The following is a 14,962-nucleotide window of genomic DNA, read 5'->3' as shown; positions in this document are numbered from 1 at the left end:
AATGCAATCAACGGAAGCTGGCGGCGAAATATCACACCCGCCATGAAGAGTTACGCGGGACGCCGAGAAGTTGGAAAAGATCGGTCGCGAAAAGCAAGGCAAACTCAAGTGGCAAACTTCCGTGTCCGGAATTCCGTATTTGCCTCAATGCAAGTCTAGTATCGTTACAAGATTGCTATCCGACAAGAGAAAGTTTTCTCCGAATTTCAGATCCGCCAATTGGAGTTAGCTTTCCCTTCAATGAATATAGCGCCCACCATCATAAGTCGCATTATCATTTAGCCCGATTTTGCGGCGTTTTATGAGGCGCATGCTCAACATGTCCTCGATTTCAGACAGAGAAAGAGATTGATTGTGAATTTTGTCACGAAGTCTCCGGCGTGAATTGCCAGAACGGGACACTTCACGATTGACGCCTAGGAGCGGCACCATCGATGGTTTCCGTCACAAGAGGGGGAAGCATTTGCGTCATGAAACGGGGAAGGCAGGTGGGGAAGGCTCGCTATTTGGAAGCACCGTCATTTAGAAGCCGCGCCACGCTCTCAATTAAGCGGTCCATTGCGAACGGTTTTCGAATGTAATCATCGACGCCCAACATTTCTGCATAGGCCTTGTGTCGACTCCCCTCGTTGGCCGTAATCATAATTACTCGCATCGGCACGGCGCGTGATCGGCGCAACTTTTCGAGCACCAGAAAACCACTTCGTTTCGGCATCATCATATCGAGAATGACCAAATCCGGATCTTCGCGTTCGGCGGTCGCCAATCCTTGATTGCCGTCCCGCGCCACCAGAATTTCATACCCTTGTGCTGACAACGCGAATTTCAGAGCCTCGATAATATCGGCGTCGTCGTCGACAAGCAGAATGCGTTTTTTTGTAGTTTCATTCGGGGTAGGCGACTTTTCTTCTGCTGCCATGCTGTTCCCTCCTCAGTTCGCTCGCAAGACACTTTCATGATAACAGGCGAAAGAATGCAGTGCGATCTCACCCGGCCAGGCTGGTGTCACGCTTTCGGACTCGCTCTTCGACCAGTGTCTTACGAAAAAACGAGCAAAACAAGGGGGGATCGTGCGAGGAATCAACGCCGCCCGCTCGATCCTGATCGCGTCAAGTCCCTAACAGGCCGAAACAAGATTCGCTACAAAGATGAGTGATCAAGCCGTCCTCTTTCCTCTGGAATCGACAAACTTCATGAGCGAATCACCAACAAACTCGTGCCCTGCCCCGAATCTAGACTACCAACCTCGGGACCCCAAAAGCTACCATCCCGGAATTGGACTGATTGGCTGCGGCGCGATCACCCAAGACCATTTGACTGCCTACCGAGATGCGGGATACCAAGTCGTCGCACTCTGTGATCGTGATCTTTCTCGCGCGAAACAACGGCAAATCGACTATTTCCCGGCGGCCAAAGTGTTTGAAAGTTACACTGATTTGTTGGCATACGACAACGTAGCCGTTGTCGACATCACGACTCATCCTCCTGAACGCCCCCCCATTATTGAAGCTGCATTATCGGCCGACAAACATGTTCTGAGCCAGAAACCTTTCGTGCTCGACCTAGACGAAGGACTGCGTTTGGTAGAATTGGCGGAAGAGCGCAGCCTCCATCTGGCTGTCAATCAAAACGGTCGTTGGGCACCCCACTTTAGCTACATGCGTGCAGCAAATTCGGCCGGTTTGTTAGGGGAGTTATCAGGAATCCATCTCTCGGTTCATTGGGATCATTCGTGGGTTGAGGGCACCGAGTTTGCCAAGATACACCATCTCATTCTTTACGATTACGCCATTCACTGGTTTGACATGGTGACCTGTTTAATGGGTGATCGCCCCGCCCTTCGTGTTTACGCATCCGCCGTACAGTCGGCCTCCCAGACAATCGGGCCCCCCCTGCTGGGGCAGGCGATGATCGAATACGAAAATGGACAAGCGTCCCTGTCCTTCGACGCCCATACCAAATTTGGTGAACAAGATCGCTCCCTCATCACCGGATCAAAGGGAACCATCTCGAGTGTGGGTCCCGGCAATAAGATCCAAACATTGACCCTGACAACCGCAGACGGAACTTGCCAGCCGCATTTAGAGGGTAGTTGGTTTCCCGACGGCTTCCATGGAACCATGGGAGAACTGCTCTGCAGCATCGAACAAAACCGACGACCTTCGATCGACGCACGACGAAACCTGAACAGTTTGGCACTCTGCTTTGCTGCGGTGGCAAGCGCGGATCACCACGAACCGGTTGTGCCAGGTACCGTAAGACAGATCCCTCAGTAAGCGGGCGTCAGTCAACTCTTTCGATGAGCCGATCCACCCCAGCGGATCGGCAGCGACCGTCTGCCCTGTGCCGACTCACTTTACTCTTTCGCCAGTAACTCTCGTAATGATTTCTGATCCCGATCGAGTTGCTGTTGGAGTTCGCCCCCCAAGAAAGGCGCAAAGAATCGGGCCATTCCACGATAGCGTACACGCATTTGCTGGCCCAGACGGGTTTGCTCGCCAAATGGCTCAATGGTAAAGATGCTAGTAATCACGACACTGGGACTTTCAATTTCCAGGCGCAGCAGTTGATCTTGGTGATAATCCAAGATTTCATCTTCCATTACGACTTCATGTTTTTCCTGCTTCAAAGTGATCCTATGTTTCGCACCGATTGCAGCCCCGAAATTAGTAATCGGCTCAATCGCAACGACACCTTCCATCCATTGCAGTCTCAGCTCAGGATCGATCAGACAGGAAAAGATACGATCGGGCGCCGCCTGCGTTTCGAAGCTTCTCGACCAGGAAATGGTTCGCCCACCGAACAGCCAAAGCAAGCCAAGCATAATGCCCAGGAGTGTTAGAACGCGGACAACGATTCGCGAGTTATTCATTTGCCATCGCTTATTCTACGGTGTTTCACGACAGCGGGCGTCTTACGAGACCCCGTCATCACAGCACTCAAAGCTGTCGACAAGCGTTTCTGGGCAGCGTATTGGGAATCAGAAAGCTGACGCTGAGACAAATCAACTTCTTCGTTGGGATCCGTGACGACGTCAAAAAACTGACCTGACGAATAGAGTTTGTACTGCCGATCCCTGACATGTTGGGTCGCCAAATCCTGTCGCCCATTGCGGTGATACCAGCAATAAATCCAATCACGCACCGAGTCGGATCGACCTTCGAGCACAGGTAAAAAACTTCGCCCATCGAATTGCGGAGCGAGACGAGCCTGCGCCCCCTTTGCCTTTTCGTTACGCCATCGGTTGGCAGGTATTCCCGCCGCTTCTGCCAACGTGGGTAGTAAGTCCGTAAAATCGATCAAAGCCTCAGAAACTTTGCCGGCTTGCACACGTTCTGGCCAACGCACGACGAAAGGCACATGGGTTCCCTGATCTCGCGTAGAACCTTTGCCTCCTTGGATCGGACCATCTACGGTTTGACTGACGATTCGAACATAGGTGCCGTTATCACCCGTGAAAATCACCATGGTATTGTCCACCAATCCCAACTGATCAAGTTGGCTAACAATCTTGCCGACTATCTTGTCAGTGTAGTGCACCATATCTTCAAAGTATTTCAACTCACCCACCCCCTTCAATACACCTTTGGCAGCCGGATCCCAATCCGCACTATCGGGAGTTGGCTCGAAGGGCCAATGAGGAAGAATCATGGGGTAATAAACAAAGAAAGGCTCCGAACGGTGGCGGTCGATAAAGTCGCAAACGAAGTCACTGACCAGCTCTGGACCGTACTTCCCGTTCGAATAATCCAACTCTTTCCCATTCACCTCCAGACCTGGATTGGGATACCGACTTGGACGACGCGTCAACTGCCAGAGGCAGTGTTCATCGAAGCCAAAGTGCTGCGGTGCGCGCGACCCTCCCTTCAGTTGCCATTTACCCGCCACGCAAGTCGCGTAACCCGCTTGCTGAAGCAGATGAGCAAAGGTCGTCGCCTGAGAATCTAACACGCCAAATTGCAAATAGTTTCTCTCGTTATAAATGCCCGTCATGATTTGCACGCGACTGGGCGTGCAAATTGGCTGCGAATGTGCGTGCACGAATCGCATCCCTTGTTTGGCGAGTTGATCGATGTGGGGAGTCTTATAGCTTATTGAACCATTCGCGGACACACATTCGTAGCCCATATCATCGGCCATGATGAGCACGATATTCGGCAATTTTCTTTCACTGCCTGAAGGTTGGCGAAGGCCAGATTCATCCGCCTCGACCGCCGTGCAGCTTAGCGCGCAAAACATCAACAACACCAAGCCATGTCGCTCAGCCGATCTTCGCCAACTCCAACCATGATCTGAGCAGCTAGTCAATGGTCACACCCCCGTCATTCGTGTGTCAAAACCTGAGTTCATCACTTTCCACCAATGCGAGGCTTCGGTCAACACCCAACCCCAGAGAAAGCTGACAGGCCATGCGGCTGAAAAGCTTACCAGTTCGCAAACTTAATGACGAAGGCCGTTTCACACCGGGACGGTTTCACACCTTCGTCCAACGGCTGTTGTGTTTACGCAGCTTTGCGATAAGAAATCGTCGCCTGGGTTTGTGTTGCCGATCCCTCATCCTTTTCCCAGCGACTTAGCAGCCACCTGACCGTTCGGGATCGATCGCAAAAAGCCGTCGCCCCAATGCCAACGGCGGCTCCCCAAAATACATCGCTCGGAAAATGGGCGCCGCCATCAATCCGATTCAAGGCACAAAGCAGGGCGAGCACGGCAAACCACCAACGAGCTTCCGGAAAAAGCTTTGCCAGCGAAATTGCAAATGCCACAGCGACGGCCGTATGTGCCGAGGGGAGCGAATGACGGTTCGAGTCGAGTAACTGAGCCCAATTCCAGTCATTGGCGGTGAAGATGGTACCCAAAAAAGTATCTGAATTAGCCTCCCACGAATAATTAGAACGAGGTCGTACCCGCCAAACCGCCAATTTGAGCAGGTCCGCGGTGAGGCCGGCCGTGAGGCAATTCAAAATCAATCGCGGAACAACCAATCGATTTTTGGGGCTCAACAAATAGATCGTAAAAGCAATCGCAGCCATTCCGTAGGCATGCCCAAACACTTCTCCGCGTGCTAAAAGCCCACGCAACTCCCCAGGCGTCACATCATTCAGCATCGCCTTCGCAATGGAAACATCAAAGGGTAGGCAAACAAACCCGATGAAGACCATCGCAAAAAAAGCAACTCCAGATGACATCCGGCACGACTGTCGCATTCTTTGACAAACCTTTCACAAAGAAACACGTCTAGGAGAATTCGCAGAAGCGGCGAGACCATAGCAAGTCATTCAAAAAAAAAAAAGAGAGTCTTCCGTCAACTGCTAGCAAAACCATCCTCGCACTTGCAGCTGACAGGATTTGTATCTAGACTCTCGCCCCAGTCCGGCCCCACAGGCAGCTCACAAGCGCCCACCGCCAGACTTTAAGACGGAAGAGACCGTACTGCATGCACAGGACAAGGCTTGCCACAGATTCATGCTCGTTTCACGTCATCTAATCGGCTTGACGCTTCTCGCAGCGATTATTTGTTTCACTCGACTTGGAAGCGCTAAACTCTGGGATCGAGACGAGCCTCGTAATGCGCGTTGCGCCTGTGAAATGCTTGAGCGTAACGATTGGATCGTGCCTACTTTTAACGACGAATTGCGCACCCACAAACCAATCTTGCTCTATTGGTTGACGATGGTCTCCTATCGAACGTTTGGCATCAATGAGTTTGGGGCAAGGTTTGCTTCATCGGCGTTAGCGTTAGGCACCACGCTGTTGACCTACCTCATCGGACGACGCCTGTTCAGTCCAGAAGTTGGGCTCTGGGGTGGGATAATCCTGGCCAGCACATTGATGTTCAACGTTGCCGCTCGTGCGGCCACTCCCGATTCCACTCTGATCTTTTGCGGCACACTTGCGATTTGCCTCTATGTCTATTCGATTCCGATCAAGGCTTGGCAAAATCATCACGGCCAACAAGATCGATCTGTCTTTGACTTTCATTCCATCGGTTGGACGCTGGGAATCTATGGAGCGATGGGACTAGGCATTTTGGCCAAAGGTCCGATCGGCATCGTGCTTCCGACGGCGGTGCTGGGAATGTTCCTGTTAATCGCTCGACAGCCATCAGCTAGGCGGAACTCAAGCATGCCGACGACTCGGTTAGACGTTTGGATTCAGCGTCTCCGAACCTGCCTCAGCCCCTTTACTCCCCGACATTTCTGGCAAACCTGCTGGAAAATGCGACCTTTGACGGCAATCATGGTGGCAGCCATCGTGGCAGTTCCGTGGTATTTGGCCGTCGGAATTGAAACCAACGGCGCATGGCTCCGAGGCTTTTTCTTTGAGCACAATCTGGGCCGCGCCATGGATTCCCGCGAGGGACATCAGGGCTCAATCTTTTTTTATCCAATCGCATTATTAGTGGGTTTTTTTCCCTGGTCCGTCTTCGCTCTCCCAGTCACCCTCTGGGTACGACAGGCAATTCGAACTCCGGCCAATCGGCAATCTTTTACTCTGCTTGTTTGTTGGGTCGGTGTTTATTTGACCGCCTTCACAGTGGCGCAAACGAAGCTTCCCAGTTACATCACACCGACCTACCCTGCTGTGGCCCTTCTGGTCGGCAGTTTCATTTCGGCCTACGTGCGACGCCTCAGCGACCAATCACTGGCGACCTGGTGGCCTGCAGTCGCAGCCTCCTGCTTAGTGGTCGTCGGAATCTCACTCCTGTTCGCCCTACCCATCGCAGCTCATCAATACTTGCCAGGTGACGAATGGCTGGGAGTCGTGGGTGGCATTCCTCTCCTTGGAGGTCTCATCTCGTTGATCGCGATGAGACAAGCGCAGCGATCAATCGCAATGACCGCTTTTGCGACTGCCGCAATCGCCTTTGTGATTACGCTCTTTGCTTTTGTCGCGCCACGGGTTAGCCGCCATCAACAAATTGATCAATTACTGGCCTTCATTGATCACTCAACATCGCCCCAAATCGCAACCTATGCGACGCATGAACCAAGTTGGGTATTCTACGCCGGTCAAACCGTCCCCTTTTTCCGCAGTGACGACAGCCAACAAGTCCAAAACTATCTGGCAGAAAAACCTCACCATTACTTGATCACAACCCGCGATCGTTACGAGGAACTCCGACCTCAACTCACCCAACGGATAAAAGTCCTCGGTGAAATCCCCTATTTTCTTCGCGAACAAAACCTACTGCTACTGGGCCGACCCGCTCCAACCGCAAAGCGGCTCGAAAACCTGATTCGGTGACTGCGTCACGAAGAGAAACGATCCGCGCTGAAACGATCCGCGCTGAAACGACCGGGCGTCAACTTCGCCGAAACGCTAGCACGCAAGCCAGACCAAGATCGACGTTCCCTCGAACCTCACTCGCTGAAATTCATTCCAGTTTTTACGATCGAACGGTCACTGAGAGTCAGCGTGCTCATGCTTTCCGGCAAAGACCGTTCCCGCTATTTTGACGGAGCTGAGATTACCGCACGACGTCAATCGACGCGGTGCACGGCGGCCCTCCCCTGCCGGGCCACTTATTTTCGCCCACTTAATCTTTGACTCACTGCCCGTTCCGTCGATCGACCATCAAACTTCTCTAGTATCGAGTACGAATTGGCGTACAATCCTGCGCCTATTGCCATATCGAACCAACAAAAGAGTTTTTGTTTCCAGCTGCGTTTGTCGAGGGAGTGATCATGTCACGGGAACGGATACTAATCAGCAGCGTGACGTTTTTGATCAGCTGGGTCACCGTTTCATCGGTACAATCCAACCCGATTATTCAGGCTGCAGTCGGCGAACCCTTCGGTGTGGCTCGGGTCACACTCCAACTCGATTCCCGCGAAGCGAGTGGTCCGATCTCGACGAACGGCTACACGATTGCCGAGTCCAACGGACGCATCTTTTATCCTGCTTTTGGACACACCCGCGTTCTCAGCGCGTTACGACAACTGATCGGTATGCAGAGCCCAGCCCCCCGATCAACAGTGAGCGTTTTTTTCCTATTTAAGGGCGACTCGCCATTTCAAGCGACGATCATGACCCCGGTTAAGAACACCGTGGTAATCGTTCCAAAAGACGACGACGCCCTCTTCCGACAACTGCAAAAAAATTGGTGGAGTCAATACGTCGCCGTTGCAGCGCTGAATCGAAGCCTCAACGACTACCCGGCGGTGATGGAAACCTATTTGACGTCGATGTTATCACGACGACTTGATTTGAACTCAAACAGCATCGGCGACTTGGAGAATCAGCACGATTCGATACCGCAGATGTCGTTGCTTTTAATTCTCAACAGTGAATCGACGCGTGTTAGGGCGATGAAACAATCACTGATGAAGCCGACCCTCGTCGGAACAAGGGCCGATCAAAAACTGCCGGCCAAGATTGACTGGGCCGCGTCCCACGCAACCAAGCTCCAATCCGTCGGTCGCGACTCGGAGACCAAGGTTGAGCCCATCGCATTACGTGTTCCTCAAGATTGCTTTTACATCCGTTATGGTAATTTCAAAAACTATCTTTGGATGAAAGAGTTTCTTGAACAGAATGGCGGCAGTGTAAAACGCACCTTAACGTTACGTGGTCAGGACTCAAGTTCTGCCGAACGGATTCAGGACCAACTGGGATTAAAGGAAAGCAGTCTCGCCACGATACTCGGGCCACAATTGATATCTGACATCGCAATGATTGGGCATGACACCTACTTACGCGAAGGCGCCTCAATTGGCGTGCTGTTTGAATCTCGCAGTCGGCAGGTACTGGAAGCCGAGTTAATCAAACAACGAAGCAATGCGGTTCAAAAGCGCCGCAACAGTAATGCGACAATCAAGAATATCAAGATCGACAACCACACGGTGTCGATCGCGACAACGCCCGACAATCGATTGCGATCATTTTATATTTCGATTGGCAACTACCACTTGGTCACAAACACTCGGAAACTCGTCCAGGAATTCATTGAGACCCAAGCAGGAAAACGAGCATCTTTAGGTGAGACTGCCGCCTTCTTACTCGCTCGCTCTCATCATCCAGCTTCCGAAAAGGCCACTTTGTTTGCTTATGTCCCGCCGAGTTTTTTCCACAATCTCGTTTCTCCCCACTACCAAATCGAACTACGGCGTCGACTCAATGCCGATGTCCAACTTGAATTAGTAAGGATGGCCAAGTTGGCCGCCAGCCACGAACAGCTCCCACACGAATCAATTGAAGATCTTCGCTTCACGGGATTGCTGCCGGCTCATTTTGGCGAGCGGCCTGACGAGAGTCGAATTGAGGGACACGCCGACCAATTGGTTGATTCCTTGCGGGGTGCTCGGGGCACATTCCTCCCTATTCCAGACGTGCCCTTGGAAAAAGTCACCACAGAAGAGGTTCGCGTCTACCAGAATTTATCAGACCGTCACAAGTCAACCTGGAAAAACATCGCGCCCATGGTAATGGTACTTCGCCGCAAACCGCTTAAGAACGGACGAGAGCAGCTCGTCATTGATGCGGAGATGGCGCCTTTTGAACGCGATGATTATCCTCGCGTTACTTCGGTCATTGGTCCACCGACCAAATCGGTCGTCAAACAATCACGGCAAGATGCGATCACGATCCAAGCATCGCTCCAAGGTGGGGCTTTTCGACCGGATATCAACAGTCATCAGATATTCTTTGGCATGCAGGACAAGGATGTACCCGTGAAATTTGCCGGTTTGCGAAGATTGCGAGCCATGCAAATCATACGGACTGCTCCGGCTTACCTGGGAAGTCATCCAACCATTGGATTCCTACAAGCGTTACCGTTGGGAAACACACCGTTACCTGATCAAGACGGTTTGACTCGGCTGCCCTTTGGAGTGTGGCAAAAAACCGAGGGGAAAAAATTCTCGATGTTCGCCTTCCGTCGCACTATCCTGACAGCAGAGATGCCCGAACTATCATTCGCGACTGACAAACATGAAGCGCAGTTACGAATACACGTCGATGACCTCACCCAATCGAAACTGAAGAATTGGATCGCCGCGCTCGATTTCCAGCGTGCCTACCAAGCCTCGATTGGCAACACTCGACTCTTGCACACCGTATCCCAACAATTCGGCGTCCCACCCAATGAAGCACGCGAAGCAGCCGAATCCGTCCTAGGCGTTCATTTGATTTGCGCCTTAGGCGGCGAATACGACCGAGTTCGCGATGCGACAGGAGTCGACTACTGGTCGTCAACACGTTGGCCCGAACGTCTTACTGAAGGCGAATCAGTCGAGCCGAGCTTCGTCTCACCGATTCTGAGTTGGTTCCGTGGCCTGGACGCAAGGTTAACCTTAGGCGAATCCCGCGTCACCGGTTTTGCCCAAGTTGAGATCCAGGAACCAAAACGGGAAAAGGGCCCGCTCAACTTTCTGAATTTGTTCCAATAGACCGGTCAGAAGAACGAGATGCCTTTAAGCGGTGATCGAGCCGTTTACCGTTGCGGACGTCGACGCTCCCGGATGCGATCCAGAATCCCTGGCAACAGCTCGGATTCCGCAGGCTCCAAATCGCTTCCAGTTTGCTGATCCCCTGCTGCTTCTGCCGCTCGACTCTCACGTCGCTGTTCACGTCGTTCGCGTAGCACACCGAGCAGGTCACCGACCGCCTCACCCACCTGATTTAATGTTTCGTCAACGGTTTCCGGTGAGACCGACTGTTCACCTGCCAGCCCGGGTGCCACCTGTTCCAAAAGTGAGCCAACGATTTGTTGGTGGCCCGCCAAAGACACTTTCGGTTTCTCAAGCGTGCCCGTAACAGGAAGCGTCAAACGATTCGTACGCATCACCTGCCCCAGAAGTCCTTCTCCCATCCATTCCCCGACGGGTGGAAGCGTGGCGATCAAGTCCAAGGTGGAATCCATGCCGACCGACCCAGCTGTTGTGACCACGAGGTGTGGGGATAATCCCGGCAAACCAAAGGCGAGATCCTGATGCGTCACTCGTCCATCTGCCACCTGAAACTTCACGATCGAATCCTGAGCCAGTCTCACCGCATCCGGAATCTCCTCGACTCCAAGCTGCGATACGATTTGAGTAATTTGTCCCGCCAAAGATTCTTGTAGCCCGGACTCCACAGCACGAATCTCTAAATGCCCTTTGACAAACGCTTCTTGGGGTCGGTGCAGAGGAATCCGACACTCCTCTAATTGCAGCGACATCGAACCTCGCACCCAGGTAACGTCGGCTAGGATGGGTACCACATACTTGATGCCCAAATCACACATTTCTTTCGTCAAATTGGCTTCTTCAATCGGTCGACCAGGCTCCACCACCAGCAGCCGATCCTGCTGCTGCTGCTGATAGTCAACGGTAATATTCAGATTTCTGAGAAACTCAGCAGGTGTTGAATCAGCAGAGGTCCGTACCAACACATTGCCATTCTCAATACGAATTCGAAGCCTTCCATCGGCTCCGAATCCGCTGGCTGCCCCATCATCAGTCGCTTCATCCGACCCCAGCGCCGGCCACGGTCGACTGGCGTCGATCAACACCGTGGGCCCTTGAATACGAAACTCCCCAAGTTGGCCTCCGGACCAAATGAGCTGCCACAATGAAAGTTCTGTCGAGGCCTCATTCGCGGTGATCGTCCAACGCTGCTGCTGATCAGTGAACCGAATATCACGCAACCTCGCCGAAGTAAACCAGCCGAAGCGAGCAGATCCAATACGTCCTTCGATTTCGTTTTCCGATAACCCGCTCTTCAGCAACGCGTTGAGAACATGCGTGTTCCCCACGATTGAAGGCATCCCGACCACGAACACCACGAGGATAATTGCAGCAATAGCTAGGATGCGTAATCCGCGTCGAGATTTCCCACGTCGGTCCGGAGATTCTTCGCTTGGTTTCTCCTTTGCAACATTCATAACCAATCCTTCATCGAAACAAAGCCAGACTGGCAGTAAACCCATGGAGGTACGTTTTACCGGCCACCGGACCCATTTCCCCTTGAGCGAAAAAGCCGGCTAACGGAATTCCCCCCAATTCGTTGGCAATCGTTTGTGCATCATGGTTCGGATCAGAAAACATCCGACTGCCCCGACCATTACAGGTAAACAATAGCGCCGCCTGTGGAGGAAACGATTTGTATTTCCGTTTCAGCAAAATTTCCAGATCCTGATGAGCAGTTAACTCGTCGCGAACGTGAAATTGGATGGTCTGACCAGCTCGCACAAAATCGGCAACCGTCATAGAACCCGTTTCTCGATCGAGGGCCAAAACATTTCGAATCAGGAAATCGCCGGGTTCAAATCGATCCTGATACTCCGTAACCACTCGACCAATATGAAGGCCGTTTTGCAGCAGCAGTTGTTCATGGGTCGGCAGACGATTGAAAAGCCCCTGGAGCTGATCCAACGCAGAACTCCCACCAAGTTCATGAATCACATTTCTTTCCGCTTTGGTAATCACCATTGGATCGCCGATCGGTCGACATCCTTGGGACACCACACTGGCAACGGAGACTGATTTGTCAAAAACGACGCCAACCGCACCATCGGACACATACTCACCACCAAAAAACAAACGATTCCCACCTGGTGAGGCCGCACCACTTGCGATCCCGCCGAGCACCGCCACGCCAGCGCGATCCTCATTGATTCGCTCAAGTAAATAGTCCGCAGGAAACGAAAATGGTTCGGCCAACATCAACACAACCGCTTGATCCGGCCAGTCACTCGCCAACGCATCAGGCCAGCCAACGATCGCACCACCTTCGGAAGTGTTTTCAAATCGAATCCGAAACGGGGTCAGGTGTGCGTTAGGAAGCCAAGCACACCAAACGACGAGCCCTGGGGAATCCTCCACTTCAAGACCGGTACCAACGATTGACTCACCCGAGCAGCCGAGCAAACATTGACTACTCAACCGATCCTGAATCCATTTGGCCAACTGATCCCAAGCTCCTGCATGATGATGCGTCACGAAGACGACCGTCAGATCGGGAGGCGTCGTTTTTTTTTCCTGAATCTTCGCGCAAACCTCGTCAACCGCCTCGCCAAGTCCCGCGAGGGTCGAAAGGCCCACGGCAAAATCCGTTGTAGAATCATCCGTCATGATTTGAGTTGCCCTGTCCCATTTGCGTCGGCCTCGAGAAGAAAAAAGTAATTCACAATAGATTTTGCCACAACGATCTGGCTTGATGATGACGCATCCAGCAATACCCGACAAGGAAGAGTCACTGAATGCTGGAAAAAAGCTTGCCGGCTCCCGGGCTGGCAATACCGGCAGAACAGATGGGGTGGGCCGTCCGTGCCGAAGAACATAAATTAGGAAAATGGCCGACAGGTGTCTATCGCCAGAAAAATCGCAAATTAATCGAGCAGGCAGCCCAAGTAACGAGAATGGCAGCTCCCGTTTTTTCTCCACGGATTTGGGAAAAAGATGAAACGCACTTTTTTGGTTCTGATCCTGGCAATCATCGCCCCCAACGGCGTGGTGGCTCAGCTGGTCCAGTTACCGAGCTACCGGACTATTCGCATTCGAGCGGCAGGCGTCAGTCCAAATCGGGGCACAGCCCTTTCCGGGGCCTTCTCGTCTGTGAGAGCGGCCCGCTCCGGACAGGCAGACCCTTTTACATCCCGCAGCTTCCGGAGTCGCCAAATAGCCGCCCATTCGCTCTCCGTTTCGACCACTCTCATCGACCATCAGGAGCTCGACACGGCAATTTTGGCTCAGGCATCCAGCCGGCCCCAAATGGCACCAATCGGCGAGCAGCAGCGACGCATCGATCGGATGCAGCGTCAGATCATTTCCGAGGAAAAGCAGCGAAAAAGAAGAAACCCGGCCCCAACCATCAGCGAACAAACGGACCCAGCTTCCGAGGAAGCGTTGCGACTCATCCACCAGGGTGACGAAAACCTCTCCCGCGGTCAAAAGGGAGTCGCGCGGATTTTTTTTCGCACCGCCTTTCGTCACAGTCGCGGATCCGTGAAAAAACTTGCCTACCGACGTCTTATCGAGCTTAAAAAGCGTTAATCGTCGAAACGTCAAGGCTCAGAAGCTGACCGCCCACTGCACTCAATCCCGTTGTTAGCCGGCTCTTTGCGGTTAATGCGTTGCAGCAGCGGCCTCTCTTTTCTTCCGCGCGGTTCGTGCCCGCATATTCAATACTTCCACAATCAAAGCAAACGACATGGAAAAGTAGATGTAGCCTTTATTGATATGCGTGCCGGCGCCTTCCGCGATCAACATCACGCCGATCAATATCAAGAAGCTCAACGCTAACATTTTCAAAGAGGGGTGATTGTTGACGAATTCACCCACCTTACTGGCAAACAGCACCATAATTCCGATCGCCAATACCACGGCGGTAACCATTACCCACAGCTGATCTTCGTCCACCATTCCAACGGCAGTAATTACCGAGTCGAGCGAGAAAACGATATCAAGAATTGCCACCTGCAACAGAACGTTTCCCAGTTTAGCGTGCGAGGCTTGTTTTTTAGGTCCATGACTGTCGTCCACCAAATGATTGATCTCGTACACACTTTTACCCACGAGAAACAGGCCGCCGCCCAGTAAGATCAAATCTCTCCAAGAGACTTCATTGATGTGATGCCAAACCTCCTTCCAATGGGCCATCGCCACTGGATCCGAGGGATCCGCTCGGTAAAACCAGTCACCATGAATGCCTAACGCCTCGAGAGTGAAGACGGGTTGGCTCAACTTCATGATCCAGGTCAAGGTAGCTAACAACAAGATTCGCATGATCAGGGCAAGGCCAAGACCGAGGCGAAACGCCAAGGTACGTTGCGCCTTGGGCAATCGCCCGGTAAGGATCGAAATGAACACAATGTTGTCGATCCCTAACACGATTTCCATGGCGGTCAATGCCACCAGAGCGATGATCGCTTTGTCCATACTTCGGTCCTTCGCCCAGCGGGCTTAATCTGCCAATCTCAGAAATTCGCCTCACATGCTAACTCCCCAGCGTATAAAATTACGGCCTAGAAGTGGAGATC

The 14,962-nt window shown here is 52.5% G+C and carries 11 protein-coding genes; 4 read left to right on the top strand and 7 right to left on the bottom strand.

Features of this window, described 5'->3' with window-relative positions:
* Positions 1 to 502: 502 nt before the first annotated feature.
* On the bottom strand, positions 503 to 919 hold the full coding sequence (locus P8N76_27040; protein MDG2385356.1) for a response regulator transcription factor: 417 nt from the start codon (positions 917 to 919) through the stop codon (positions 503 to 505).
* A 274-nt stretch (positions 920 to 1,193) separates the two neighbouring features.
* On the opposite strand from P8N76_27040, the gene P8N76_27035 reads away from it, so the two are divergent.
* Positions 1,194 to 2,276 carry a Gfo/Idh/MocA family oxidoreductase gene (locus P8N76_27035; protein ID MDG2385355.1) on the top strand — a complete coding sequence of 361 codons (1,083 nt, stop codon included), beginning with the start codon at positions 1,194 to 1,196 and terminating at the stop codon, positions 2,274 to 2,276.
* 80 nt (positions 2,277 to 2,356) lie between these two features.
* Here P8N76_27035 and P8N76_27030 read toward each other — a convergent pair whose 3' ends face one another.
* The 3 genes from P8N76_27030 to P8N76_27020 all read right to left on the bottom strand — a co-directional run bounded on the left by P8N76_27030 (position 2,357) and on the right by P8N76_27020 (position 5,189).
* Complete coding sequence (locus P8N76_27030) at positions 2,357 to 2,872, bottom strand: SRPBCC family protein (GenBank protein MDG2385354.1); 516 nt, start codon at positions 2,870 to 2,872, stop codon at positions 2,357 to 2,359.
* Positions 2,869 to 4,239 carry a sulfatase-like hydrolase/transferase gene (locus P8N76_27025; GenBank protein MDG2385353.1) on the bottom strand — a complete coding sequence of 457 codons (1,371 nt, stop codon included), beginning with the start codon at positions 4,237 to 4,239 and terminating at the stop codon, positions 2,869 to 2,871. The genes P8N76_27030 and P8N76_27025 overlap by 4 nt, the downstream gene beginning before the upstream one ends.
* A gap of 263 nt (positions 4,240 to 4,502) precedes the next feature.
* A complete protein-coding gene (locus P8N76_27020) occupies positions 4,503 to 5,189 on the bottom strand; it encodes a phosphatase PAP2 family protein (GenBank protein MDG2385352.1) in 687 nt (228 codons plus the stop codon).
* 424 nt (positions 5,190 to 5,613) lie between these two features.
* On the opposite strand from P8N76_27020, the gene P8N76_27015 reads away from it, so the two are divergent.
* Together P8N76_27015 and P8N76_27010 are read left to right on the top strand one after the other, a co-directional pair.
* Positions 5,614 to 7,248, top strand: coding sequence for a glycosyltransferase family 39 protein (locus tag P8N76_27015; protein ID MDG2385351.1), 1,635 nt, complete (start codon positions 5,614 to 5,616; stop codon positions 7,246 to 7,248).
* A 440-nt stretch (positions 7,249 to 7,688) separates the two neighbouring features.
* A complete protein-coding gene (locus tag P8N76_27010) occupies positions 7,689 to 10,391 on the top strand; it encodes a hypothetical protein (GenBank protein ID MDG2385350.1) in 2,703 nt (900 codons plus the stop codon).
* A 44-nt stretch (positions 10,392 to 10,435) separates the two neighbouring features.
* Here the strand turns inward: P8N76_27010 and P8N76_27005 are convergent, their stop codons facing one another.
* Both P8N76_27005 and P8N76_27000 read right to left on the bottom strand, forming a co-directional pair.
* Positions 10,436 to 11,866, bottom strand: coding sequence for a hypothetical protein (locus P8N76_27005; GenBank protein MDG2385349.1), 1,431 nt, complete (start codon positions 11,864 to 11,866; stop codon positions 10,436 to 10,438).
* Positions 11,867 to 11,876: 10 nt separating this feature from the next.
* A complete protein-coding gene (locus P8N76_27000) occupies positions 11,877 to 13,055 on the bottom strand; it encodes an FIST N-terminal domain-containing protein (GenBank protein MDG2385348.1) in 1,179 nt (392 codons plus the stop codon).
* Positions 13,056 to 13,382: 327 nt separating this feature from the next.
* On the opposite strand from P8N76_27000, the gene P8N76_26995 reads away from it, so the two are divergent.
* Entirely contained in the window at positions 13,383 to 13,976 is a 594-nt protein-coding gene (locus P8N76_26995; GenBank protein ID MDG2385347.1) for a hypothetical protein, read from the top strand.
* A gap of 72 nt (positions 13,977 to 14,048) precedes the next feature.
* On the opposite strand, the gene P8N76_26990 is transcribed toward P8N76_26995, so the two are convergent.
* Positions 14,049 to 14,861 carry a TerC family protein gene (locus P8N76_26990; protein MDG2385346.1) on the bottom strand — a complete coding sequence of 271 codons (813 nt, stop codon included), beginning with the start codon at positions 14,859 to 14,861 and terminating at the stop codon, positions 14,049 to 14,051.
* Between the last annotated feature and the right edge of the window lie 101 nt (positions 14,862 to 14,962).

This window comes from Pirellulaceae bacterium (genome assembly GCA_029243025.1).
In the GTDB taxonomy this organism is placed as follows: Bacteria; Planctomycetota; Planctomycetia; order Pirellulales; family Pirellulaceae.
Note: the sequence above shows the minus strand (reverse complement) of the source record. Positions and strands in the feature narration are given on the sequence as shown.

Coding starts and splice junctions, on each gene's coding strand:
- P8N76_26995 (MDG2385347.1), top strand. CDS start 13,383: ATGAAACGCACTTTTTTGGTTCTGATCCTGGCAATCATCGCCCCCAAC.
- P8N76_27000 (MDG2385348.1), bottom strand. CDS start 13,055: ATGACGGATGATTCTACAACGGATTTTGCCGTGGGCCTTTCGACCCTC.
- P8N76_27025 (MDG2385353.1), bottom strand. CDS start 4,239: ATGTTTTGCGCGCTAAGCTGCACGGCGGTCGAGGCGGATGAATCTGGC.
- P8N76_27005 (MDG2385349.1), bottom strand. CDS start 11,866: ATGAATGTTGCAAAGGAGAAACCAAGCGAAGAATCTCCGGACCGACGT.
- P8N76_27040 (MDG2385356.1), bottom strand. CDS start 919: ATGGCAGCAGAAGAAAAGTCGCCTACCCCGAATGAAACTACAAAAAAA.
- P8N76_27020 (MDG2385352.1), bottom strand. CDS start 5,189: ATGTCATCTGGAGTTGCTTTTTTTGCGATGGTCTTCATCGGGTTTGTT.
- P8N76_27030 (MDG2385354.1), bottom strand. CDS start 2,872: ATGAATAACTCGCGAATCGTTGTCCGCGTTCTAACACTCCTGGGCATT.
- P8N76_27035 (MDG2385355.1), top strand. CDS start 1,194: ATGAGCGAATCACCAACAAACTCGTGCCCTGCCCCGAATCTAGACTAC.
- P8N76_27010 (MDG2385350.1), top strand. CDS start 7,689: ATGTCACGGGAACGGATACTAATCAGCAGCGTGACGTTTTTGATCAGC.
- P8N76_26990 (MDG2385346.1), bottom strand. CDS start 14,861: ATGGACAAAGCGATCATCGCTCTGGTGGCATTGACCGCCATGGAAATC.